The sequence below is a fragment of the Pseudomonas sp. UBA6310 genome (assembly GCF_002438225.1).
In the GTDB taxonomy this organism is placed as follows: domain Bacteria; phylum Pseudomonadota; class Gammaproteobacteria; order Pseudomonadales; family Pseudomonadaceae; genus Pseudomonas_O; species Pseudomonas_O kuykendallii.
This window is the reverse complement of sequence record NZ_DJTK01000042.1, coordinates 11,170-35,507: the sequence shown is the minus strand read 5'-3', so window position 1 is coordinate 35,507 and position 24,338 is coordinate 11,170. Positions and strand designations below refer to the sequence as shown.

17 protein-coding genes and 2 pseudogenes are annotated in these 24,338 nt (G+C 68.2%); 7 read left to right on the top strand and 12 right to left on the bottom strand.

The annotated features are described in order from the left end of the window. Window positions 1–180 (bottom strand): annotated as a pseudogene (locus B3E91_RS09670) (phage infection protein); the annotation flags it as partial. Window positions 181–489: 309 nt separating this feature from the next. Between B3E91_RS09670 and B3E91_RS09665 the strand changes: the two are divergent. Then, window positions 490–2,535 carry an AsmA family protein gene (locus B3E91_RS09665; protein WP_287029238.1) on the top strand — a complete coding sequence of 682 codons (2,046 nt, stop codon included), beginning with the start codon at window positions 490–492 and terminating at the stop codon, window positions 2,533–2,535. A 57-nt stretch (window positions 2,536–2,592) separates the two neighbouring features. Here B3E91_RS09665 and dbpA read toward each other — a convergent pair whose 3' ends face one another. From dbpA to yrfG, 4 genes are all read right to left on the bottom strand, one after another. Further along, on the bottom strand, window positions 2,593–3,972 hold the full coding sequence (dbpA, locus tag B3E91_RS09660; RefSeq protein ID WP_286784243.1) for an ATP-dependent RNA helicase DbpA: 1,380 nt from the start codon (window positions 3,970–3,972) through the stop codon (window positions 2,593–2,595). Between the two features lie 224 nt (window positions 3,973–4,196). After that, window positions 4,197–5,615: a multidrug transporter subunit MdtD gene (gene mdtD / locus B3E91_RS09655; protein ID WP_287029236.1), complete on the bottom strand. Its 1,419-nt coding sequence runs from the start codon at window positions 5,613–5,615 to the stop codon at window positions 4,197–4,199. 60 nt (window positions 5,616–5,675) lie between these two features. Then, window positions 5,676–6,572 carry a LysR family transcriptional regulator gene (locus B3E91_RS09650; RefSeq protein WP_286784245.1) on the bottom strand — a complete coding sequence of 299 codons (897 nt, stop codon included), beginning with the start codon at window positions 6,570–6,572 and terminating at the stop codon, window positions 5,676–5,678. A gap of 3 nt (window positions 6,573–6,575) precedes the next feature. Then, on the bottom strand, window positions 6,576–7,250 hold the full coding sequence (gene yrfG / locus B3E91_RS09645; protein ID WP_282343850.1) for a GMP/IMP nucleotidase: 675 nt from the start codon (window positions 7,248–7,250) through the stop codon (window positions 6,576–6,578). 100 nt (window positions 7,251–7,350) lie between these two features. Here yrfG and nudE point away from each other — a divergent pair, with 100 nt between their 5' ends. The 6 genes and pseudogenes from nudE (at window position 7,351) to B3E91_RS09615 (ending at window position 14,070) form a co-directional block, all read left to right on the top strand. After that, complete coding sequence (gene nudE, locus B3E91_RS09640) at window positions 7,351–7,917, top strand: ADP compounds hydrolase NudE (protein WP_287029232.1); 567 nt, start codon at window positions 7,351–7,353, stop codon at window positions 7,915–7,917. Further along, a complete protein-coding gene (gene cysQ, locus B3E91_RS09635) occupies window positions 7,914–8,735 on the top strand; it encodes a 3'(2'),5'-bisphosphate nucleotidase CysQ (protein WP_287029231.1) in 822 nt (273 codons plus the stop codon). The genes nudE and cysQ overlap by 4 nt, the downstream gene beginning before the upstream one ends. Window positions 8,736–8,797: 62 nt before the next feature. Further along, the gene (locus B3E91_RS09630) at window positions 8,798–9,313 is read left to right on the top strand and encodes a sigma-70 family RNA polymerase sigma factor (protein WP_287029230.1); all 516 of its coding nucleotides are present in this window, start codon (window positions 8,798–8,800) and stop codon (window positions 9,311–9,313) included. Next, a complete protein-coding gene (locus tag B3E91_RS09625) occupies window positions 9,313–10,251 on the top strand; it encodes a FecR domain-containing protein (RefSeq protein WP_287029229.1) in 939 nt (312 codons plus the stop codon). Before B3E91_RS09630 ends, B3E91_RS09625 begins: the two co-directional genes overlap by 1 nt. A 100-nt stretch (window positions 10,252–10,351) precedes the next feature. Further along, a pseudogene (locus B3E91_RS09620) lies at window positions 10,352–12,820 on the top strand (TonB-dependent siderophore receptor). A gap of 65 nt (window positions 12,821–12,885) precedes the next feature. After that, complete coding sequence (locus B3E91_RS09615; RefSeq protein WP_287029228.1) at window positions 12,886–14,070, top strand: PepSY-associated TM helix domain-containing protein; 1,185 nt, start codon at window positions 12,886–12,888, stop codon at window positions 14,068–14,070. Here the strand turns inward: B3E91_RS09615 and B3E91_RS09610 are convergent. The 7 genes from B3E91_RS09610 to B3E91_RS09580 all read right to left on the bottom strand — a co-directional run bounded on the left by B3E91_RS09610 (window position 14,046) and on the right by B3E91_RS09580 (window position 24,290). Continuing rightward, the gene (locus B3E91_RS09610) at window positions 14,046–15,956 is read right to left on the bottom strand and encodes a beta-ketoacyl synthase (RefSeq protein ID WP_287029227.1); all 1,911 of its coding nucleotides are present in this window, start codon (window positions 15,954–15,956) and stop codon (window positions 14,046–14,048) included. The two genes, B3E91_RS09615 and B3E91_RS09610, sit on opposite strands and share 25 nt — an antisense overlap. 230 nt (window positions 15,957–16,186) lie before the next feature. Then, window positions 16,187–17,116 carry a carbamate kinase gene (gene arcC, locus B3E91_RS09605; RefSeq protein ID WP_287029226.1) on the bottom strand — a complete coding sequence of 310 codons (930 nt, stop codon included), beginning with the start codon at window positions 17,114–17,116 and terminating at the stop codon, window positions 16,187–16,189. Between the two features lie 55 nt (window positions 17,117–17,171). Further along, the gene (locus B3E91_RS09600) at window positions 17,172–18,182 is read right to left on the bottom strand and encodes an ornithine carbamoyltransferase (RefSeq protein WP_282344860.1); all 1,011 of its coding nucleotides are present in this window, start codon (window positions 18,180–18,182) and stop codon (window positions 17,172–17,174) included. 53 nt (window positions 18,183–18,235) lie between these two features. Continuing rightward, the gene (gene arcA / locus B3E91_RS09595; RefSeq protein WP_273230497.1) at window positions 18,236–19,492 is read right to left on the bottom strand and encodes an arginine deiminase; all 1,257 of its coding nucleotides are present in this window, start codon (window positions 19,490–19,492) and stop codon (window positions 18,236–18,238) included. Between the two features lie 25 nt (window positions 19,493–19,517). Continuing rightward, window positions 19,518–20,948 carry an arginine-ornithine antiporter gene (gene arcD, locus B3E91_RS09590; RefSeq protein ID WP_287029225.1) on the bottom strand — a complete coding sequence of 477 codons (1,431 nt, stop codon included), beginning with the start codon at window positions 20,946–20,948 and terminating at the stop codon, window positions 19,518–19,520. A 163-nt stretch (window positions 20,949–21,111) separates the two neighbouring features. Continuing rightward, complete coding sequence (locus B3E91_RS09585; RefSeq protein ID WP_287029224.1) at window positions 21,112–22,485, bottom strand: sigma-54-dependent transcriptional regulator; 1,374 nt, start codon at window positions 22,483–22,485, stop codon at window positions 21,112–21,114. Further along, the gene (locus B3E91_RS09580) at window positions 22,482–24,290 is read right to left on the bottom strand and encodes a sensor histidine kinase (protein WP_287029223.1); all 1,809 of its coding nucleotides are present in this window, start codon (window positions 24,288–24,290) and stop codon (window positions 22,482–22,484) included. Before B3E91_RS09580 ends, B3E91_RS09585 begins: the two co-directional genes overlap by 4 nt. Window positions 24,291–24,338 lie beyond the last annotated feature (48 nt).

Here is a 24,338-nt window from a genome sequence, read left to right as displayed (position 1 = left end):
GCTGTCGGCGACTTTGCCACCGATACGCTCGAAGCCGCTGTCGGCTTGGGGATTGACGATCTGATGGTAGGCGCTGGCGGCCTTGGCTTCGCCCAGGAACGGTTGGGGCGACTGCGGAAGGGCGAAAGCGGTGGAGGTCAGGGTGGCCAGAATCACGCTTGCAAGGATTTGAGTTTTCATTTGAGTGGCTCCTCATGGGGGGCAATAAGTGGGGTACGGAGCCAATACTACTCAGGAAAATTCGATCAAAAAGTCGTTCCAGGGAATAGTAAAGATCGACTTCATTGATGCTTGGTGAAAATCCAGCCATTTCAGTCAGTTAAGGCTGCACCAAAGCGATTCGCCGGCCCTTTCGGTGCCCTTTGGGCGTGCATTTTCGGCCGCCGTCCATGGGGTGTTGGCGAAGCTTCCGGGGAGTCATCGCCGGGGTTTTCCAGTCGATAGGTAGGAGCGCTGCATCCGTCCGCGGCGCCTGGCTGGAGGGAGCGCATGACGCGTGCAAAGAAGATTCTGATCTGGAGTGTTGCCGGGCTGCTGCTGTTGCTGGCCGCGCTGGTGGTGTTCGTCGCCACCTTCGACTGGAACCGCGCCAAGCCGACGATCAACGAGAAGGTGTCGGAGGCGCTCGGACGGCCGTTCGCCATCGACGGAAATCTCGCCGTGGAGTGGCGCCGCGAGCCCGACGAGAAAGGCTGGCGCGGGCAGGTGCCCTGGCCGCACGTGAGCGCCGAGAAGCTGCGCGTCGGCAACCCTGAATGGGCCAAGGGCGATCATCTGGTGGCGCTGGAGCGGGTCGAGGCGAGCCTGTCGCCGCTGGCCCTGCTGTCGAAGACCGTGCGCATTCCGCGCATCCAGCTGACCGCCGCCGATGCCGAACTCGAACGCCTCGCCGATGGCCGCGACAACTGGACCTTCGATCTGGGCAGCGACGAGCCGAAGGACGAAGAGCCGTCGCCCTGGACGCTGGACATCGGCACCATCGGCTTCGACAAGGGCCAGGTGCGCTATGACGACCGAACCCTGCAGGCCAAGGTCCAGGTCGACGTGCAGCCGCTGGGCAAGCCGATCCCGTTCAGCGATATCGTCGGCAAGGCGCGGGCCGACGCCGGCACGCAACAGGGCGCCGCGGCGCAGGATTACGCGTTCGCCTGGCAGGCCAAGGGCAGCTATCGCGCACAGCCCGTGAGCGGCCAGGGCAAGGTCGGTGGCCTGCTGGCCCTGCAGGACGCCGCCCAGCCGTTCCCGGTGCAGGTGGATCTGCGCGCCGGCGCGACCCGCGTGCAGGTGGAAGGCACGCTCACCGATCCGAAGAACCTCGGCGCGCTCGACCTGCGCCTGCGGATGTCCGGTGACAGCCTCGGCAACCTGCAGCCGCTGATCGGCGTGGTCCTGCCGGACAGTCCGAAATACGCCACCGACGGGCGCCTGATCGCGCGGCTGCGGGACGCCGACGGCGCCAGCTACGAGTACCGAGAGTTCAACGGCCGCATCGGCGACAGCGACATCCATGGCAGCCTGACCTTCGTCGCGCGCCAGCCGCGGCCGAAGCTTTCCGGCACGCTGACCTCCAACCAGTTGCTGTTCAGCGACCTGGCCCCGTTGATCGGCGCCGACTCCAACGAAGAGAAGAAAGCCCGTGGCGAATCCAGTGTGCAGCCGGCGGACAACGTGCTGCCCTACGAGCGGTTCGAGACCGAGGCCTGGCGCAGCATGGACGCCGACGTCAGCTTCACCGGCAGGAAGATCGTGCATGGCGAGACGCTACCGATCAGCGACCTGACCACCCATGTGCTCCTCAACGACGGCGCGCTGAGCCTGGAACCGCTGCGCTTCGGCATGGCCGGCGGCACGCTGGATACGCACATCGTCCTCGACGGCCGGCAGACGCCGTTGCGCGGCAGCGCGCAGCTCAAGGCGCGCCAGCTCAAGCTCAAGCAGCTGTTCCCGTCGGTGCAGGCGATGCAGAGCAGCCTCGGCGAGCTGAACGGCGACGCCAGCATCGCCGGCACCGGCAACTCGGTGGCGGCGCTGCTCGGCTCGGCCAACGGCGACCTGCGCCTGCTGATGAACGACGGCGTGGTCAGCCGCGGCCTGATGGAAATCGCCGGGTTGAACGTCGGCAACTATTTGGCGAGCCGGTTGTTCGGTGATGACGAGGTGCAGATCAACTGCGCCGCCGCCGACCTCGGCATCAAGGACGGCCTGGCCAGCAGCCGGGTGTTCCTGCTCGATACCGAGAACGCGGTGATCCGCATCGACGGCTGGGCGAATATGAAGACCGAGCAGATGGATTTCGACATCGTGCCCCAGTCCAAGGGCGTGCGGATCATCTCGCTGCGCTCGCCGCTCTATGTGCGCGGAACCTTCAAGGAGCCGAAGCCTGGCGTTCACGCCGGGCAGCTGGTGGCGCGCGGGGCGGGGCTGATCGCGCTGGGCGTGGCGGTTGCGCCGGTGGCCGGGCTGCTGGCGCTGGTGGCGCCCAGCGGTGGCCAGGCCGACCAGTGCGCGCCGGTGCTCCAGCAGATGAAGAAGTGAGCCGCAGCGCCGTCGGACGGACATGGCGGGCGCTCGACGGCCCGCCATGCGCCCCCCTCAGAGCATCCGCACCTTGAACGACTTGCCCTTGATCCTGCCCTCGGCGAGGCGCTTGAGCGCCTGACGGGCGATCCCGCGTTCGACGGCGACGAACGCCTGGAAGTCGAAGATCGCGATCTTGCCGACCTGGGCGCCGGGAATGCCGGCCTCGCCGGTGAGCGCGCCGAGGATGTCGCCGGGGCGGATCTTCTCCTTGCGTCCGCCATTGATGCACAAGGTTGTCATCGGCGCCTGCAGCGGCGCGCCATCGCGGGGTTTCAGGCTGTTCAGCGGGTGCCAGTTGAGCGGCGCCTTCTGCAGCGTCTCGATGGCCTGGGCGCGATGCGCCTCGGCGGGGGCGACCAGGCTCATCGCCAGGCCCTTGTTGCCGGCGCGCCCGGTGCGGCCGACCCGGTGGATGTGGATTTCCGGATCGCGCGCCAGTTCGACGTTGATCACCATGTCCAGCGCATCGATGTCCAGCCCGCGGGCCGCGACATCGGTGGCCACCAGCACCGACAGGCTGCGGTTGGCGAACATCGCCAGCACCTGGTCGCGGTCGCGCTGCTCCAGGTCGCCGTTCAGCGCCATCGCCGAAATGCCGTGGGCGCCGAGGTGCTCGACCAGCTCCTGGCACTGCTGCTTGGTGAAGCAGAAGGCCACGCAGGATTCCGGTCGGTAGGCCGCGAGCAGCTTGAGCACGGCATCCATGCGCTGCTCGGGCGCGATCTCGTAGAAGCGCTGCTCGATCTGCTCGCCATCGTGCAGGGCTTCGATGCGGACCTGCTGCGGGTCGCGCATGAACGCCGCGGAGAGCTGCTTGATCGCCGCCGGGTAGGTGGCGGAGAACAGCAGCGTCTGCCGCTTCGCCGGGGTCTGCCCGATGATCTCGGCGATGGCGTCGTAGAAGCCCATGTCGAGCATGCGGTCGGCTTCGTCGAGGATCAGCGTATTGAGCCCGTCGAGTTTCAGCGTGCCCTTCTTCAGGTGCTCCTGGATGCGTCCCGGCGTCCCGACGATGACGTGGGCGCCGTGCTCCAGCGAGCCGATCTGCGGGCCGATGGAGACGCCGCCGCAGAGCGTGAGGATCTTGATGTTGTCGGCGGCGCGAGCCAGCCGGCGCAGCTCCTTGGCGACCTGGTCGGCGAGTTCGCGGGTCGGGCAGAGCACCAGGGCCTGGCAGCCGAAGTAGCGCGGGTTGAGCGGGTTCAGCAGGCCGATGCCGAAGGCGGCGGTCTTGCCGCTGCCGGTCTTGGCCTGGGCGATCAGGTCCATGCCCTTGAGGATCACCGGCAGGCTCTGCGCCTGGATCGGCGTCATCGACGCATAGCCGAGCGCCTCCAGGTTGGCCAGCATGGCCGCGGAAAGCGGTAGGGAGGAAAAAGCGGTCGTGGTCACGGAAGCGGCCTGGGGTGCGGAAATGTCGCGCAGTGTAACAGGCGCGCCGCCCGCGGCTCAGGCCGCCAGGCGGCTCACGGGCGCGAGCCCGGGCCGGCAGCGTAGCAAGATCGTCGGTACTGCACCCCTCTCCCATTCATGGGAGAGGGGCTGGGGGAGAGGGAGGAGGCTGATCGGGTTCGACCACCGCTGACGTGAACGGCCTTACGGGCCTGAACCGCGCCTCAGCCTTCCACCTCGATCTTGCTGTCGATGTCCGTGCCGTTGCGGCCCTGGCGCTCATCGAGCTGGAGGAAGATGAACGCGGCCAGCATCGACAGCCCGCCGATGCACAGGAAGGTCATCTGGAAGGCGTGCAGCACCGAGCCGCCGTCGTCGAGGGTGAAGCCGCCGAGCAGCGCCGCGGCCGAGGCCACGCCGAGGCTCATCGCCAGTTGCACCACCACCGAGAGCAGGCTGTTGCCGCTGCTGGCTTCCTCGTCGCGCAGGCCGATCAGGGTGATGGTGTTCATCGCGGTGAACTGCAGCGAGTTGATCGCGCCGATGAAGGCCAGCTGCACCAGCAGCAGCGGGTACGGCATGCCCTCGCCGGCCAGCGCCAGGCTGGCGATCAGCATGCCGAGCAGCAGGGTGTTGCCGGTGAGGATGGTGCGGTAGCCGAGACGGTCGATCAGTGGCTTGGCCAGCGGCTTCATCGCCATCGCCGCGGCCGCCAGCGGGATCATGCTCATCCCGGCCTGGGCTGGCGAATAGCCCATCGCCACCTGCAGCAGCAGCGGCGTGAGGAACGGCAGGGCGCCACTGCCCAGGCGCGCGAACAGGTTGCCGAGGATGCCCACGGCGAAACTGCGGTTGGCGAACAGGCTGGGGCTGAACAGCGGTTTGTCGACCTTGCCGGCACGCAGCCAGTAGGCGGCGAGGCAGGCGAGGCCGCCGACCAGCAGGAGCATCACCCGCACGTGTGGCAGTTTCAGCTCGCCGAGGCCCTCCAGGGCGATGGTGATCAGCACCATCGCGGCGCCGAACAGGGCGAAGCCGACGCCGTCGAAGCGCGTGCGTTCGGCGCCGCGCAGGTCCGGCATGTAGCGCAGCGCGGCCCAGCAGCCGAGTGCGCCGACCGGCAGGTTGATCAGGAAGATCCAGTGCCAGGAGGCGTATTCCACCAGCCAGCCGCCGAGGGTCGGGCCTATCAGCGGGCCGACCAGGCCGGGCAGGGTGATGAAGCTCATGATCCGCACCAGGTCGCTGCGCGGGTAGGCGCGCAGCACCACCAGGCGTCCCACCGGCATCATCAGCGCACCGCCGATGGCCTGCAGCACACGGGCGCAGACCAGCTGGCTGAAGTTGTGCGAGAGCGCGCAGAGCAGCGATCCGACGCTGAACAGCAGGATCGCGGCGAAGAAGATCCGCCGCGTGCCGAAGCGGTCGGCGATCCAGCCGGAGGCTGGGATCAGCAGTGCCACGGTGAGCATGTAGGCGATCACCACGCCCTGCATGCGCAGCGGGTTCTCCGCGAGGTCGGCGGCCATCGCCGGCAGCGCGGTGTTGAGGATGGTCCCGTCCAGGGTCTGCATGAAGAAGGCGATGGCCACGATCCAGGGCAGGAAGCGGGCGGTGCGGGCGTCGAGCGTAGGCAGAGGCATGGCGATCCGGATCAGAAGGGCGTGCTGTTTAGATAGCGTGCGCAGGCGGGGTTCCGGCGGTCAACCGCTTCCGGCTGCCTCCAGAAGCTCGATCATCTGCGCGAAACAGGCATCGGCGAGCGCCGAGCGCGGCTCACTGTGACGCATGATCAGGCCCAGCGGCGCCAGCGTATGGGCGTCGTCGATCGGGTGCAGGCAAAGATTCTCCACCAGCCCGGCGAGCCCGCTGTCCAGCGGCATCACCGCGCAGCAGAGGCCACCGCGCACCGCCTGGAGCAACTGGTGCACCGCGTCGGTCTCCAGCAGCGGCTGTACTTTCAGCCCACGGGAACGGAACGCGTGGTCGATGGACTGGCGAAAGTGCATGCCGCCGGACAGCATTCCCAGCGGCAGCTTGATGAGCGCGTCCCAGCTCAGCGCGCCAGCACCGAACGTGAAGTGGGCCGGATCGTAGAGCAGGCCCATGCGCGTCTCGAGCAGCGCCAGGCTGTGGAAATGCCGCGCATCCAGCCCGTCCAGGTAGGAGAGGCCGAGGTCCAGCCGGTTGCTCGCGAGCTGTTCGAGGATTTGCTCCGAACTCAGTGCCGAGAGCTGGAAGCGCAGGCTCGGGTGGCGCTGGTTGAGGCGTCGCAGCAGCGGCAATGGGTCGAAGCTGGACAGCGGCACCATGCCCAGGCGCAGGGTGCCGACCAGGTTGCCGCGGCAGGCGGCGGCCTCCGCCTGCAGGCCGTCGACCGCCGCCAGGGTGGTCCGCGCCCAGGCCAGGATGCGTTCGCCCGGCTCGGTGAAACCCTCGAAACGCTGGCCGCGCCGCACCAGCTCCAGGCCGAGTTCCTCTTCCAGGCCGCGCAGGCGCATCGACAGGGTCGGCTGGGTGATATGGCAGCGCGCCGCGGCCTGGCCGAAATGGCGCGTCTCGTCGAGGGCGATGAGAAAGCGCAGCTGCTTGATGTCCACGGCTCAGGCCTCCGCCAGGGCGCCGGGCAGCACCTGGCGATAATCCTCGACGGCGGCGAACTCCTCGGTGTCGCGCAGCTGGCCGCGGCTGTCCGGCTGGCGCACGGCGAGCAACTGGGCGACGCCGAACTGTCGCGCGCTGCGCAGGATCGGCAGGCTGTCGTCGATGAACAGGCTGCGCGCCGGATCGAACCCGAAGTCCTCTTGCAGGGCGAACCAGAACTGCTGGTCTTCCTTGGGAAAGCCGTAGTCGTGGGAGCTGATGAGGCGGTCGAAATAGGGCGCCAGGGCGACCTTCTCCATCTTCAGCGACAGCGAATCGCGGTGTGCGTTGGTGATCAGCGCGACCCGCTTGCCGGCGGCGCGCACGGCGGCGAGGAAGGTGTCGGCGTCGGGCCGCAGGGCGATCAGGTGGGCCACTTCACGCTTGATCTCGCGGATCGACAGGCCCAGCTCGCGGCTCCAGAAATCCGTGCAGTACCAGTTCAGCGTGCCGGCATGCTCGCGGAACAGCGGCAGCAGCTCCGCGCGGGCCCGTTCGGCGGACACGCCGTGATGCTCGGCATAGCGCCGCGGCAGGTGTTCCAGCCAGAAGTGGTTGTCGAAGTGCAGGTCGAGCAGGGTGCCGTCCATGTCGAGCAGCACGGTGTCGATTTCGGACCAGGGCAGGGTGGTCATGGCGGGTTCCTCGCGGCCGGTCGCGCTGGGCGGTGAATCTCCGACGGGGATAATCGGGAAAGGCGCGGTATGATACCCGTTCGCGCCAAGGAGTCAGCCCATGCGTCAGAAACCCACCGTACTCGCCCGCGAGATCGTCGCCAAAAGTCGCCTGTTTTCCGTCGAGGAGCTGCAATTGCGCTTCTCCAACGGCGTCGAGCGGACCTACGAACGGCTCGCCAGCAAGGGCGCCGGCTACGGCGCGGTGATGATCGTGGCGCTGGCCGACAGCGATCACGCGCTGCTGGTGGAGGAGTATTGCGCGGGCACCGACGACTACCAGCTGTCGCTGCCCAAGGGCCTCATCGAGCCGGGCGAGGACGTGCTGGTCGCCGCCGAGCGCGAGCTCAAGGAAGAGGCAGGCTTCGGCGCGCGGTGCCTGGAATACCTCACCGAGCTGTCACTGTCGCCGGGCTACATGAGCCAGAAGATCCAGGTGGTGCTGGCCCGCGACCTCTATCCGGAAAGCCTGCCGGGCGACGAGCCCGAGCCGCTGGGCGTCAGCCAGGTCAACCTGCGCGAACTGTCGAGCCTGGTGCAGCACCCGCAGTTCAGCGAGGGCCGCGCCTTGGCGGCGTTGTACCTGGCGCGCGACCTGCTTGCCCAGCGCGGCGAGTTCGTCCTGTGAGCGCCGCCCTGCTGCCGGCGGTGATCGAGCTGGTGCAGCGCGCCGGCGCGGCGATCATGCCCTATTGGCGCAGCGACCTGGCGGTGCGGGAAAAGTCCGACGCCTCGCCTGTCACCGCCGCCGACCTCGCCGCCCATCGGGTGCTGGCGGACGGCCTGCGGGCGCTCGATCCGACGATTCCGGTGCTGTCCGAGGAGGATTGCGAGATCGCCCTGGGCGAGCGCGAACGCTGGCAGCGCTGGTGGCTGGTCGACCCGCTGGACGGCACCAAGGAGTTCATCGCCGGCTCCGAGGAATTCACCGTCAACGTCGCCCTGATCGAGCGCGGCCGCGTGCTGTTCGGTGTGGTCGGGATTCCCTGTTCCGGGCGCTGCTATTACGGCGGCGCCGGCAGCGGTGCGTTCCTGTGCGAGCGCGATGGCGCGCCCATGCCGATCGCCGTGCGCGCGCAGCCGGCGGAGCGTTTCACCGTAGTTGCCAGCCGCCGCCATTCCAGCCCGGCGCAGGAACGCCTGCTGCAGGGGCTGAGCGAGCGCTTCGGCGACCTGCAGCTGGCCAGCGTCGGCAGCTCGTTGAAGTTCTGCCTGCTCGCCGAGGGCGCGGCCGACTGTTATCCGCGCCTGGCCCCCACCTCGCAGTGGGACACCGCGGCGGCCCAGGGCGTGCTCGAAGGCGCGGGCGGCGAGGTGCTCGGCATCGCCGGCGAGCCGCTGACCTACGAACCACGCGAGTCCTACCTCAACCCGCATTTCCTCGCCCTGCCGAAGGCGGTGGACTGGCGCGACGACCTGGTGCGGCTGGCGCAACGGCTGGACTGATCGCCGCTGGAAGCCCTTTATGATATTAATTATCATTTGCCCGAAAGGGTCGGGGGATTTCCATGAACAGCGAAGGCATAGTCAGGCCGAACGACCTGCAGCGGCTCTATGCCGATCACCACGGCTGGCTGCAAGGCTGGCTGAGGCACCAGCTCGGATGCGCGCATAACGCTGCCGACCTCGCCCAGGACACCTTCCTCCGCGTGCTCGCCCGCGATCACGACGTCGCCGCCATCCGCGAGCCACGCGCCTACCTGCACACCATCGCCAAGAGCCTGCTGGTCAACCACTGGCGGCGCCGGCAGATCGAGCAGGCGTATCTCGATGCGCTTGCGCTACAACCGGAGACACTGGCGCCCTCGCCGGAAACCCGGGCGCTGATCGTCGAGACGCTGCTGCAGGTGGATACGCTGCTGGCGCGGCTGCCGGAAAAGGTCCGCCGCGCCTTTCTGCTCTCCCAGCTGCACGGCCTCACCTACGTGCAGATCGCCGGCGAGCTGGGCGTCTCCGAGCGGATGGTGAAGAAGTACATGGCGCAGGCGATGCTGCAGTGCCTGACGCTGATGGACGACGCCTGATGAGCCAGGAGTTCCGCGTGTTGCAGGAAGCGGCGGACTGGTTCGCCGTGCTGCATTCCGGGCGCGTGGGCGAAGACGAACGGTTGGCCTGGCAGGCCTGGCTGGCGCAACCGGATCACGCCCATGCCTGGCGCAAGGTGGAGCGTCTCAGCGGCCAGCTGCAGCGTCTCTCCAACGAGCCCGGCGGTCGCGCGGCCGCCAGTATGCTCGGCAGCCGCTGCGGTCGCCGGCAGGCGTTGAGGACCCTGAGCGTGCTCTGCGGCGGTGGCGCGCTGGCCTGGCTCGGCGTCGATCGCCTGGGCGCGCGCGGCTGGTTCGCCAGCCAGCGCAGCGCGGTTGGCGAAATCCGCGACCTGCGCCTGGCCGACGGCTCGCAGCTGTGGCTGAACACCGACAGCGCGGTCGACATCGCGTTCGACGATGCCGCGCGGACCCTGTCGCTGTACCGCGGCGAGATCCTCGTCGACGCCCCGACGGAACGCCGGCCGTTGCTGGTGCGCAGTGCCGAGGGCGTGCTGCGCAGCGAGCGGGGCGCGCACTTTTCGCTGCGCCAGCTCGACGGTGAAACCCAGCTCAGCCTGTATGCCGGCGACTTCATGCTGCGCGGCGCAGGGTCGGCGGCGACGCCGCTGTCGGCCGGCCGGCAATGGCGGTTTTCCTCCGCCGGGGCGGTCACCAGCGGACCGCTGCAACGCGCCGCGCAGGCCTGGTCCGGCGGCATGCTGCTGGCCGACGACATGCGCCTCGACGCGTTCCTCGCCGAACTGGGCCGCTACCGCCACGGCTACCTAGGCTGCGATCCGCGCATCGCCGGGCTGCGCGTGGTCGGCGCCTTCCCGCTGGCCGATACCGAGCGCGTGCTCGATGCGCTCGCCGGCACCCTGCCGGTGCGCGTGCAGCGTCGCTTGCCATGGTGGGTGAGCCTGGAGCCGGCCTGATGCGCGGCAGCAAAAAAAATCGTTCGGGCGGTTCCCCTTTTTCGTTCTCGCTTGGCTTTAGAGGCAATCACCGCCCTTCAACGAGAACAAAGGTCCTGCCATGCGCTCCCGCTCTCTGCCTTGCACACCGCGTCCGCTGACGCGCGCCGTCCGTGCCGCCGTCATCGCGCTGCCGCTGAGTATTCTCGCCGCACCGCCGGCGAGTGCCGCCGAAACCGACGCCCGCCGCTACGAGATCCCCGCCGGGCCGCTGTCCAGCGCGCTGAGCCGCTTCGCCGGCGACGCCGGGGTGCTGCTGTTGGTGGATGGCAACCTGGTGCAAGGCTTGAACTCCAGCGGGCTGCGCGGTGAATACGCGGTCGACCAGGGTTTCGCCGCGCTGCTTCGCGGCAGCGGCCTGCGCGCGGTACGCGATGCCCAGGGCAACTATTCGCTGGTGGCGGAAAGCGCACCGGTCGAGCTGCAGACGCTGCACGTGCAGGGCAGCCTGGGTAACGCGCTGGGTTCGATGGAGGGCTACAACGCCACCCACAGCAGCGTGGCGACCAAGACCAGCCTGCCGTTGCTGGAAACCTCGCAGAGCGTCTCGGTGGTCACCCGCCAGCAGATGGACGATCAGGGCTCGCAGACGGTCGCCCAGGCCCTGCGCTACACGCCGGGCCTGATGAGTACGCCCTACGGCGCCACGACCCGTTACGACTACGTGGCGCTGCGCGGGATCAACGACGGTTCGGTGGACAACCTGTTCCTCGACGGGCAGAAGATGCTCGGCGACAGCGGCACCTACAGCAGCCTGCAGGTCGACCCCTATTTCCTCGAGCGCATCGACGTGCTGAAGGGGCCGTCGTCGGTGCTCTATGGGCGCAGCAATCCGGGCGGGCTGGTGGCGTTGACCAGCAAGAAGCCGGAATACGAGGCGCACCGCCAGCTGCAGCTGACCCTGGGCAGCAACGACTTCAAGCAGGGCGCCTTCGACTTCACCGGCCCGCTGGGCGACGAGCAGCGCATGGCCTACCGGCTGGTCGGGGTGGTCAAGGACGCCGACAACCAGGTGGATGGCATCGAAGAGCAGCGTTACGCGCTGATGCCCTCGTTGAGCATCGATTTCACCGACGACACCCGCCTGACCCTGCTGGCGATGCTCCAGCACGACCCAAAAGGTGGCTATCACGGCGGCCTGCCGGACGACGGAACTGTTTATCAGCACAACGGGCAACGCATCTCCACGCACTTCTTCGAGGGCGAGGACGACCGCGAGAAATTCGAGCGCGACCAGCAGATGCTCGGCTACCAGCTCGAACACCGCTTCAACGACCTGGTGTCCGCGCGGCAGAACTTCCAGTACCTGGATTCGCGCGTGGATTCCGAACAGGTCTACCAGTACGGCTACACGACCCAGTATGGCTACGGCGCCGATGGCGACCTCTATCGCGCCTACACCGGTGCCCAGGAGGCGTTGCACGCCTAGAGCGTGGATAACCAGATGCAGTTCGAGTTCGCCACCGGAGCGCTCGAGCACACCCTGGTCACCGGCCTCGACTACCAGCGGCGCAAGGCGCGGGTGAACTACGACGGTGGCACCGCCAGCGCGGTCAACCCCTATACCGGGGTGCGGCCCGAGGTGACCTACAGCTTCTACCACCAGTACGACGAGAGCCGCCGCCTGGAGCAGACCGGCCTCTACGTGCAGGACCTGATCGCCCTCGACCGCTGGCGCTTCTCCCTCGGCCTGCGCCAGGACTGGGTGGAAACCTCGTTCGAGCAGACCAATTCGATCTACGGCGACCAATCGGACAGCGACAAGGAGAACAAGCTCACCGGGCGTATCGGCGTGCTCTACGCCTTCGACAACGGCCTTTCGCCCTATGTCAGCTACTCGGATTCGTTCAACCCCAACACCTCGCCGGCCTACAACGGCACCACCGGCAACTTCGACGTGACGTTGCTCAAACCCACCGAGGGCGAGCAGTACGAGGTCGGCTTGAAGTACCAGCCGCCGGGCACCGACGACCTCTACACGCTGTCGTACTTCGACCTCACCCAGTCGAACCTGTCGAGCAAGGATTCCAGCGAGAACTTCTTCCGCTCGGTGGGCGAGATCCGCTCCAGGGGCGTCGAGCTGGAGGCGCGCACGCGACCGACGCCGAACAGCAACCTGGTCGCCAGCTACACGTATATGGACGTGGAGTACACCAAGGACTACATCGCCACCTCCGGCGCCAACAACCGGGGCAACACGCCCAACGTGGTGGCGCGCAACATGGCCTCGCTGTGGGCGGACTACACCTTCGCCGACGGTGCGCTGGGCGGCCTGCAGGTCGGTGGCGGGGCGCGCTACTTCGGGCGCAGCTGGGCGGACGCGGAGAACACCCTGCGGCTGCCGTCCTACACGTTGTTCGATGCCTCGCTCGGCTACGACCTGTCCCGCGTCGGGCTCGACGGCGTGGGCGTGCGGCTCAACCTGAACAACCTCACCAACGAGAAGTACGTCGCCGCCTGCAATAGCCTCTACCAGTGTTACTACGGTGAGGAACGCAACGTGATGGCCACCCTCAACTACGACTTCTGATACCGCCGGGCCGGCCGCCGCCGTTTCGGGACGGCGGCGGCCTGCTGTTCGCGGGAGGCGAATCGATGCGTACCGTCCTGCTGTTGCTGCACCGCTACATCGGTCTGGCCACGGCGCTGTTCCTGCTCCTCGCCGGGCTGACCGGCAGCGTGCTGGCCTTCCAGCACGAACTGGACGAATGGCTGAATCCGACGTTCTACCGCACGCCGGGCGTCGGCGAGCGGCTGCCGCCGGGGCGCCTGGTGGACAGCCTGGAACGCGCCTATCCGCGTCTGCAGGTCTGGTACATGGAGTTCTCCGACGAGCCGCAGCACGCCGCGTTGCTGGCGATGGTGCCGCGTACCGATCCGGCCAGCGGCCAGCCGTTCGACGAAAAGGCGGTGGTGCGCTACCTCGACCCGGTCACCGCCGAAGAGGTCGGCCAGCGCCATTGGGGCGAATGCTGTTTCGCGCCGGACAAGCTGGTGCCCTTCCTGCTCGAGTTTCACTACAGCCTGGCGCTGCCGGGCAACTGGGGCCTGTGGCTGATGGGCGGGGTGGCGATCCTCTGGTTCGTCGACTGCTTCATCGCGCTGTGCCTGACCTTGCCGCGGCGCGGGCCGTTCCTCGGCAAATGGGCGACGGCCTGGAAGATCAAGCGCCAGCGTCTCAACCACGACCTGCACCGCGCCGGCGGCCTGTGGCTATGGCTGCTGTTGACGCCCGTGGCGCTGAGCAGCGTGGCGATGAACCTCGCCGAACCAGTGTTCAAACCGGTGGTTTCGCTGCTTTCACCGGTCGCGCCGAGCGTCTACGAAGCCCGCGCGCGGCTGCCGAAGGACCAATTGGGCGCCACTACCTACGGCTACGACCAGGCCTACCGCTACGCCGAGGCGCATGGCCGGCGGCTCGGCCTGAGCGCGCCGATCACCGAGCTGTACTACAGCTTCGAATACCACTTCTACGGTGCCGGTTTCGGCGATCACGCCAGCGATCAGGGCAATGCCTGGCTGTTCTTCGACGGCAGCGACGGACGCCTGCTCGGCCAGGAGATTCCCGGCCAGGGCAGTTGGGGCGAGCGCTTCTATCGGTTGCAGCTGCCGATCCACGGCGGACGCATCTTCGGCGTTGCCGGGCGCGTGCTGATCGCCGTGCTCGGCCTGGCGGTCGCCGTGCTGGCGCTGACCGGGCTGGTAATCTGGTGGCGCAAGCGCCGCGCGCGCCTGCATGCGCGCGGCCGGGCGCGTCAGTCCTCGAGCATGTCGCGGTAGCGCGCGTCCTGCTTGTAGGCGAGCGGCTTGGCGAAGCCCGGCACCTTGACGCCGTCGGCGCTGATGTCGATTTCGCTGTCGTCGATGAGATCCTGGCCGAAGTTGTAGATGACGTCGAACTGGCCGTTCAGCGCGCGGCTCTCGTAGGCGGCGGCGGCCGCGCGGGTCTGCTCGCGGCGCTCGCTGTAGGCGGCGAAGGCCGCTTCGCCGTGGCGTTTGCGCAGCATCTTCTCGACCAGCCGCGGAGCCAGCACGTAGGCGCTGGCGTTGTTGCCGCCAAAGCCCTTGGAGTTGATGAAGCAGACGTCCAGCGCCTGTTCGCCCACCGCGGCGTCCTCGGTGAGGATGCGCAGGTGCTCGCGGTGCACGTCGTCGGCCACCGCGTCGATGGTCTTGATGCCCGGAATGATCCCGTACTTGAAGCTGCCCAGGGCGGAGATCAGCTGGTCGCCGCTGGCCGGTGCCAGGGAGTGCCCGACGAACGCCTTCACCGCGGTCACCGGCCAGTCCTCGATGCCGAACGCCGCGGCGACGCGGTCGAGCAGCTGCGACTCGGTGACCCGGTTGGCCGGCGTGCTGGAGCCGTGGGCGTGGATGAAGCTGCGCTGGCGCACGCCGTCGAGGCCGACCAGCTGGCTGGCGGCGGCCACGGCCTGGGCCATGGTCAGGTAGTTGCCGGGGCCGGGGGCGGAGATCGACTTCTTGAAGCCGTCGGCGTTGATGAACACGTCCGGCACCGCGCCGTGGATGTCGGCGCCCAGCTCCAGCGCCAGCTCGTCGTCCATCAGCACCACGTACTGGCTGGATTCGGCCAGGGTGAAGCCGCAGTTCTGCCCGAACGGGCGGCTGGAGCGGCGGAAGTCGACGTCGTCGCGGCCTTCGATCAGGCGCAGGTTTTCCTCGGTGGCCAGCGCGCCCATGGCCGCGTAGCCCTCGATGCATTCGGGAAGGATCGGGGCTTCGCTGTTGCCCACCACGACCACCCGCGAGCGGCCCGAGGCAATGCCTTCGATGCCTTTCTGCAGGTTGTAGAGGAAGGTCGCGCAGGCGCCGGTGATGGTCCCGGTTTCGCCGACGCTGCCCAGCACGTAGGCGTTGATGAAGTCGGTGGGCATGCTGTTGAAACCGAGCGGCAGCTGCTTGGCGCTGACCCGGTGGCCGCGCAGGCGCGACTGCAGCAGCCCGCCGTTGCCGTACTCGTCCATCTGGGTCATCAGGCTGCCGGAGAACACCGCGATTTCGCCGGGCGCGACGCGCTCGACGATGCGCGCCCAGTCGATGCCCACCGAGCGCAGCGCGTCGGTGACGCCGACCACGGTCATCTGCAGGCCGCGGGGGTGGAAGCGCGAGTTGTACAGTTCGCCGGGCTCGAAGCCGGTGGGCAACTGGCCGGCGGATTTCACCGGCAGCTCGCGGTAGCTGTCGACCTTGATCTCGCAGCGCTCGTGCAGGGTGACGCAGACCTCGGTGTCGCTGATCGGCTCCACCGACCAGTTCGCCGGCAGCGGCTCCGGCAGTTGCTTGGCGGCCACCGTGAAGCTCAGCGGCTGGCCGTTGGCGCCGCCGATCTCGAGGTTCTTGTGCCAGTGCGCGGCGTTCACGTCGAGGTGCTGCTTCTCGATCCGGCGGATCAGCGTGGAGGCGAGAATCTGCCCGCCGAAGCGCTCCTCGATCTGCGCCGGCGTCAGCGTGGCGCCCTCGGCGTCGCGGTATTCGCCGTCGACCACGCTGACCAGCTTCATCATCACGGCCAGGCCGGTCAGTGTCTGCTGGCGCGCCTGGGCGTCCAGCGACTCGATGACGGTGCGGCGGAAGCCGTGGTGGAACGAGCTGCGGCCCGCGGAGTTGTAACCACCGAAGCCGACGATGACGGGTAGGCGAGACATGACTCGAATAGCTCCTCACGCAAGGAAGACAGTGCCGGGAAACCCCGGTCTGTCGATTATTGGCGTTGAATCGGGCGTCTGCCGCCCCGTTCATGGGGCGGTCGGATCAAGCGAATGTACATGCTGACGAGTTCGGTGACCGTCGAGTCACTGAATCCGTCTGCAAGTCGCGTGGCGGGGCGCGGCGAAAAGGCCGCGAAGGCCGGGCGGCCTTCGCGCGATGGCGGGGGTCAGCGGTAGGTGAGGGCGGCGGCGCCTAGGTCGACGCGGGTCCCGGCGCTTCCGGCGACGATGGCTTCGATGTCGGCCAGCGAGCCGATCACCGCCGGCTTGCCGGTCTGCCGGGCGAACTCGCAGGCGGCCTGCACCTTCGGCCCCATGGAGCCGGCGGCGAAGTCCAGGGCGTCGAGGTCGTCCGGGCGCGCCTGGGCGATGGCGCGCTTGTCGGGCGTGCCCCAGTCCAGGTAGACGCCGTCGACGTCGGTGGCGATCACCAGCAGGTCGCACTCCAGTTGCCGGGCCAGCAACGCGGAGCAGAGGTCCTTGTCGATCACCGCCTCGACGCCTTCGAGCTTGCCCTCGGCGTCGTAGCGCACCGGGATGCCGCCGCCGCCGGCGCAGATCACCACGCAGCCCTTCTCCAGCAGCCAGCTCAGCGGGCGCAGCTCGAAGATCCGCTTGGGCCTGGGGCTGGCGACCACGCGGCGGAAGTGGTCGCCGTCGGCGGCGATGCTCCAGCCCTTCTCGGCGGCCAGGCGTTCGGCGTCGGCGCGCGTGTACACCGGGCCGATCGGTTTGCTCGGCGCGGCGAACGCCGGGTCCGCGGCGTCCACCTCGACCTGGGTGAGGAGGGTGGCGAAGGGCACCTCGAGGGGCAGCAGGTTGCCCAGTTCCTGTTCGATCATGTAGCCGATCATGCCCTCGGTTTCGGCGCCGAGGACGTCCAGCGGATAGCTGGCGACGTCCTTGTAGGCGGCGCCCTGCAGGGCCAGCAGGCCGACCTGCGGGCCGTTGCCGTGGGCGATGACCAACTGGTTGCCGGCCGCCACCTTGGCGATCTGCGTGCAGGCGACGCGCACGTTGCCGCGCTGGTTTTCCGCGCTCAGGGGTTCGCCGCGGCGAAGCAGGGCGTTGCCGCCCAGGGCGATGGCGATGCGCATGGGGTTCTCCTTGTCAGGCCCGCCGCGCACCTGTCGGGCGCCGCGGGCGCGAGGGTCAGATTTCGGCGAGGGTCGAGACGAGGATCGCCTTGATCGTGTGCATGCGGTTTTCCGCCTGCTCGAAGGCGATGTTGGCCGGCGACTCGAAGACCTCCTCGGTCACCTCGATGCCGTTGGCGAGGTTCGGGTACTGCGCGGCGATCTGCTGGCCGACCTTGGTTTCCGAGTTGTGGAACGCCGGCAGGCAGTGCATGAACTTCACCCGTGGGTTGCCCGCCGCCTTCATCAGCGCGGCGTTGACCTGGTACGGCAGCAACTGGCCGATGCGCTCGGCCCAGGCTTCCACCGGTTCGCCCATGGAGACCCAGACGTCGGTGTGGATGAAGTCGACGCCCTTCACTGCCTCCAGCGGGTCCTCGGTGAGCGTCAGGGTGGCGCCGCTGGCGTCGGCGAAGGCCTGGCAGGCATCGATGTGTTCCTGGCTCGGCCATAGCGCCTTCGGCGCGCCGATGCGCACGTCCATGCCGAGCTTGGCGCCGATCAACAGCAGCGACTTGCCCATGTTGAAGCGCGCGTCGCCCAGGTAGGCGTAGCTGATCGAATGCATCGGCTTGTCGCTGTGTTCGCGCATGGTCATCACGTCGGCGATCATCTGCGTCGGGTGGTATTCGTCGGTCAGGCCGTTGAACACCGGCACGCCGGCGTATTTCGCCAGTTCCTCGACGATGGCCTGCTTGAAGCCGCGGTACTCGATGGCGTCGTACATCCGCCCGAGCACGCGGGCAGTGTCCTTCATGCTCTCCTTGTGGCCGATCTGCGAGGAGTTCGGGTCGATGTAGGTGACGTTTGCGCCCTGGTCGTAGGCGGCCACCTCGAAGGCGCAGCGGGTGCGCGTGGAGGTCTTCTCGAAGATCAGCGCGATGTTCTTGCCTTTCAGGTGCTGGCGTTCGGTGCCGGTGTACTTGGCGCGCTTGAGGTCACGCGACAGGTCGAGCAGGTAGCAGAGTTCGCGCTCGCTGTGGTGCATCAGGCTGAGGAGGCTGCGGTTGTGGATGTTGAAGGCCATGGTCGCTGTTCCTTGTGTTGACTGGCGCGCGGCCCGGGCCGCGCGCGGTCGTATCAGTAGTCGATGGGGTCGCGGACGATCGGGCAGGTCATGCAGTGGCCGCCGCCACGGCCCCGGCCCAGCTCGCTGGCGTCGATGGTGATGACCTCCACTCCGGCCTTGCGCAGGCGGGTATTGGTGAAGGTGTTGCGGTCGTAGGCGATGACCACGCCGGGCTCCAGCGCGACCACGTTGTTGCCGTCGTCCCACTGTTCGCGTTCGGCCTCGAAGCTGTCGCCGCCGGTCTCGATGGTGCGCAGCTGCGGCAGGCCGAGTGCCCCGGCCACCACCTCGACGAAGCCTTTCTCCTCGCGGCGGATGTCGATGCCGCCTGGCTTGCTTTCGTCCGGGCGCAGGCTGAACGGCACGATGGCGTTCACCGCCGCGGGGAAGACCGTGACCAGGTCGCGGTCGCAGAAGCTGAACACCGTGTCCAGGTGCATGGAGGCGCGCGACTTCGGCAGCCCGGCGACGATCACCCTCTCGGCCGCGCCGTTGCGGAACAGCGACTGCGCGAGCTGGCCGATGGCCTGGCGCGAACTGCGCTCGCCCATGCCGATCAGCACCACGCCGTTGCCGATCGGCATCACGTCGCCGCCTTCCAGGGTCGCCTGGCCGTGGTCGACTTCAGGGTCGCCGTACCAGACCTGGAAGTCGGCGCCGGCGAATTCCGGGTGGAAGCGATAGATCGCCGCGGCGAGCAGGGTCTCCTGGCGGCGCGCCGGCCAGTACATCGGGTTGAGCGTGACCCCGCCGTAGATCCAGCAGGTGGTGTCGCGGGTGAACACGGTGTTCGGTAGCGGCGGCAGCAGGAAGCTGCTGTGGCCGAGGTAGTCGCGGAACAGGCGGATCATCTCGCCGCCGTGGCTGCCCTTCAGGTCGGCGGCCGACACCCCTCCGATGAGGAACTCCGCCAGCGTGCGCGGCTCCAGGCCTTCCATCCAGCTGCGCAGCTCGTCCTGCAGGCCGACGCCGACCAGGTCGACGGCGAGCTTGTGGTCGAGGATCCATTTCAGCGCCTGCGGGTTCTTCACCGTCTCGGTGAGCAGGTTGTGCATCTCCAGCACCTCGACGCCGCGTTCGCGCATCTTGGTGACGAAGTCGAAGTGGTCGCGCTTGGCCTGGCTGACCCAGATGACGTCATCGAAGAGCAGCTCGTCGGCGTTGTCCGGCGTGAGCCTCAGGTGCGCGAGGCCGGGCGCGCAGACCATCACCTTGCGCAGCTTGCCGGCTTCGGAGTGCACGCCGAGTTTCTCTGTGGGGTTGGACATGGAGGTTCTCCTTGAACCGGGTGGATCAAAGGCTGAGGAAGCCGTCGTAGAGGCCGTAGGCGGCGACGGCCGCGCCGATCAGCACCAGGGCGAGGATGACTTTCTCCACGCCGGTGAAGACTGGCTGGCCCTGTTCGCGCTTGGCCTTGGCGAAGAACAGCGCGCCGGGTGCGTACAGCAGGGCCGACAGCAGCACGTACTTGAGGCCGCCGGCGTAGAGCAGCCAGACCGCGTAGAGCACCGCCACCGCGCCGATCGCCAGGTCGCGGCGGCGCGCGCCGGCGGCCTGCTCGTAGGTCTCACCACGCAGGGCGAGCAGCGCGGCGTAGGCGGCCGACCAGAAGTACGGCACCAGGATCATCGAGGTGGCGAGGTAGAGCAGGTTGAGGTAGGTCGCCGAGTTGAACAGGGTGATGATCAGGAACAGCTGGATCAGCCCGTTGGACAGCCACAGCGCATTCGCCGGGACGCCGTTGGCGTTCTCCTTCTTGAGGAAGTTCGGCATGGTGTGGTCGCGTGCGCCGGCGAAGAGAATCTCCGCGCAGAGCAGCGTCCAAGACAGCAGCGCGCCGGTCAGCGACACCACCAGCCCGACGCTGATCAGCACCGCGCCCCAGTGGCCGACCACATGTTCCAGCACGCCGGCCATGGAGGGGTTCTTCAGCGTCGCCAGTTCGGCTTGGCCGAGCACGCCCATGGACAGGACGTTCACCAGCACCAGCAGCAGGAGCACGCTGTAGAAGCCGATCGCTGTGGCCTTGGCCACCTCGTTGCGGTGTTCGGCGCGCGCCGAGTAGATGCTGGCGCCCTCGATGCCGATGAACACCCAGACGGTGACCAGCATCATCCCGCGCACCTGGTTCAGCACGCTGCCCAGGTCGGGGTTGCCTTTACCCCAGAAGTCCGCGGTGAACAGGTCGACGTTGAAGGCCAGGGCGGTGATGACGATGAAGATCAGCAGCGGGACGATCTTCGCCACGGTGGTGATCAGGTTGACCAGCGCCGCCTCGTGGATCCCGCGCAGGACCAGGAAGTGCACGCCCCAGAGCAGCAGCGAGGCGCCGATGATCGAGGCCGGCGTGTTGCCCTCACCGAAGACCGGGAAGAAGTAGCCCAAGGTGGCGAACAGCAGCACGAAGTAGCTGACGTTGCCGATCCAGGCGCTGATCCAGTAGCCCCAGGCGGACGAGAAACCCATGTAGTCGCCGAAGCCCGCTTTTGCGTAGGCGTAGACCCCGGTGTCCAGCTCGGGCTTGCGCACCGCGAGGTTCTGGAACACCAGCGCCAGGGTGAGCATGCCCACCGCGGTGATCGCCCAGCCGATCAGTACCGCGCCGGCGCCGGCGCTGGCCGCCATGTTCTGTGGCAGTGAGAAGATGCCGCCGCCGACCATCGAGCCGATGACCAGTGCGGTGAGTGCGCCGAGGCGCAGCTTGCGCGTCGTTTGTCGTTCCATGATGCCCTCCGGAATCGGTTAGCTGATTCCATTGGGCGCGCACCACCTTGGCGCAGGATGATCTGAGTCAAGCCGACGAGCGGCGCCGTGGCGGGGTGTCGCAGGAAGAACAGTAAATGGCGCGCCGCCGATCAAGGTGGCGAAACGCTATTCGCCTGACCGCTCAGTCACTCTCGTCGCTGCCTTCGCCGAAGTGCAGGCCGTGCTTGCGCAGTTTGTCGTGCAGGGTCTTGCGCGGCAGGCCGAGGGCTTCGGCGAGGCTGCGCATCGACCCGTGCGGCCGGCTCAGCTCGGCGGCGATCAGCGCCCGCTCGAAGGCCTCGACCTGTTCGCCGAGGCCGCCCTGCACCGCCGGCAGGCTCGGCGCATGGTTGTCCAGCGCCAGTTCCAGGCCGAGGGCGAAACGCTCGGCGGCGTTCTGCAGTTCGCGCACGTTGCCCGGCCAGGCATGCCGCAGCAGCATCGCCCGTTGCAGCGGCTGCAACTCGCGCGGCGGCAGCTTGTGCCGCGCGCTGGCGGCTTCGGCGAAATGCTCGAACAGCAGCAGCGCGTCCTCGCCGCGCTCGCGCAGCGGCGGAATGCGCAGCGGCGCGACGTTCAGCCGGTAGTACAGGTCGGCGCGGAAACGGCCCTGGTCGGCGGCCTGGCGCAGGTCTTCCTTGGTTGCGGCGATGACGCGGATGTCCAGCGGGATCAGCTGGTTCGAGCCCATCCGTTCGACGATGCGCTCCTGCAGCAGGCGCAGCAGCTTGACCTGCACGTCGAGGCTCATGCTCTCGATCTCGTCGAGGAACAGGGTGCCGCCGTTGGCGTGCTCGAACTTGCCGATGCGGCGTTTCTGCGCGCCGGTGAAGGCGCCGGCCTCATGGCCGAACAGCTCGCTTTCCACCACCGACTCGGCCAGCGCGCCGGCATTGATCGCGACGAAGGGGCCGTTGCGTCGTGCCGAGAGCTCGTGCAGGGCACGCGCCACGACTTCCTTGCCGGAACCGGTTTCGCCCAGGATCAGCACGTCGGCGTTGGTCGCCGCCAGCGCGCCGATCTGCTCGCGCAGGCGACGGGTCGGCGCCGACTGGCCGAGCAGCCGGCCGGACAGTTCATGGCGGTCGGCCAGGGCCAGGCGCAGGCTGCGGTTGTCCAGTTGCAGGCGGCGCAGGTCGAGGGCGCGGCGCACGCTGTCCAGCAGGTTCTCGCTGGGGAAGGGTTTCTCGAGGAAATCGTAGGCGCCGGCGCGCATCGCCTGCACCGCCAGCGGCACGTCGCCGTGCCCGGTGATCAGCAGTACCGGCAGGCCGGGGTCCTTGGCGTGCAGCGCTTCGAGCAGCTGCAGGCCATCGACGCCGGGCATGCGGATATCGCTGACCACCACGCCCGGCCAGTCGGCGTCCAGGCGCTCGCCGACGCCGTCGGCGCTGTCCAGTGCGAGTACCTTGAGCCCGGCCAGGTCCAGGGTCTGGCTGAGGGCCTGGCGCAGGTGCGGGTCGTCGTCGATCAGCAGGACCTCCACGCGGCCATCGATCGGCGAATCGGTACTCATGCAAAGTCCTCCGGCGGGTGCGGGTTGACGCCGGGCGCGGCGGCGCGCAGGCGCAGGGTGAGCAGGGCACCGCCCTCGGGATGGTTGGCGAGCAGCAGCTCGCCGCCGAGGGCGCGCATCAGGGTATCGCAGATCGCCAGCCCGAGGCCGAGGCCCTGGGTGCTGGTCTTGGTGGTGAAGAACGGCTCGCGGGCGCGCTGCAGGGCTTCCTCGCTGAAGCCGGGGCCGTTGTCGCGGATGCGCAGCTCGACGCCTTGGGCGGTCTGCTCGGCGTTCAGCCACAGGCGCCGCGGCGGGCCCTTGGCGGTGAGCGCGTCGAGGGCGTTGGCGAGCAGGTTGCCGAGTACCTGGCGCAGGCGGGTTTCGCCGGCCTGCACCCACAGCGGCGCATCCGGCAGGTCGCGGATCAGCTCCACCTCCATCGCCCGCCGACGCTGCGCGAGCAGGGCCAGGGCATCGTCCAGCGCCGGCTGCAGGGCGACGCTTTCCGGCGCATGCCGGTCGCGCCGGGCGAAAGCGCGCAGGTGGGCGATGATCGAGGCCATGCGCCCGGTCAGTTCGCCGATCAGCTTGAGGTTGCCGCGCGCGTCATCTATGCGCTGGTGGTCGAGCAGCACGGCGGCGTTCTCGGCGTAGCTGCGGATCGCCGCCAGTGGCTGGTTGAGTTCGTGGCTGATGCTCGCGCTCATGGTGCCGAGCACCGAGAGCTTGCCGGCCTGCACCAGCTCATCCTGGGCGCGGGCGGCTTCCTGCTGGGCGTGCTCGCGCTCGAGCACCTCGTCCTTCAGCCGGCTGTTGAGGGTTTCCAGGTCATGGGTCCGCTCCAGCACGCGGCTCTCCAGCTCCTGGCGCGCGCGGGTATCAAAGGCGATCCGCTCCAGGTAGTGACGGCGGCGCTGCATCATCAGACCAAGCATCAGCATCAGCAGGAGCAGGGCGCCGCCGCCGATCGCCACGCTGGTCTGCACGCGGCGCTCGATCATCGAGCGCGGCGCGAGGATGTTCACCGTCCAGCCGGTTTCCTGCAGCACTCGGCTCTGCGCCATCCAGGCGTCGCTCTTCAATTGCAGGGGGACGGGTTCGCGGGTCGGGTAGGGCTGGTTGTCGGCGATCTCGTCGCGTTCGCGCACCGACAACGGGCGGCTGGCGCGGTAACGCCACTGGGCCCGCGAGGTGAGGATCACCACGCCGTGGTGGTCGGTCACCAGCAATTGTTCGGGGGTGTTGCCCCAGGGCACTTCGGTGATGTCCAGGTCGACCTTGACCACCAGCGCCCCTAGGACCCGTTTGCCGTCCCTCACCGCCGAGGCGAAGTAGTAGCCACGCTTGCCGGACGTGGTGCCGAGGCCGAAGAAGCGCCCCTGCTGGCCGGCGATGGCCTCGCGGAAGTAAGGCCGGAAGGCGAAGTTGCGACCGATGAAGCTGTCCGGCTGGTCCCAGTTGGAGGCCGCCAGGGTGTTGCCGGCGGCATCCATCAGGTAGATCACCTCGGCACCGGTCTGCTCGCGCAACTGCGACAGCAGGCGATTGGCGGCCTCGTGGGTCAGCTCGCTGGCAGGCTGGTCGAGTACGGCGCGCAGTGGCGGCAGGTCGCCAAGAATCGGCGGCAACACCTCGTAGCGGCGCAGGGTGCCGAGCAGGTTGGCGACATAGAGGTCGAGCGTCTGGCGGTTCTGCTCGGCCAGTTCGCTGCGGTAATAGCGCTCGGCGAGGTGATGCAGCGGCCACAGCAGAGGGGCCAGCAGCACGGCGAGCAGCGCCAGACTGCGCCAGCGCGGGCGGCGGGGATGGGGGTGGTCGGTCATGGGCGGCATTCTAGCAGGGCGCCGGCCCCGAATATCCGTAGGCTGCGC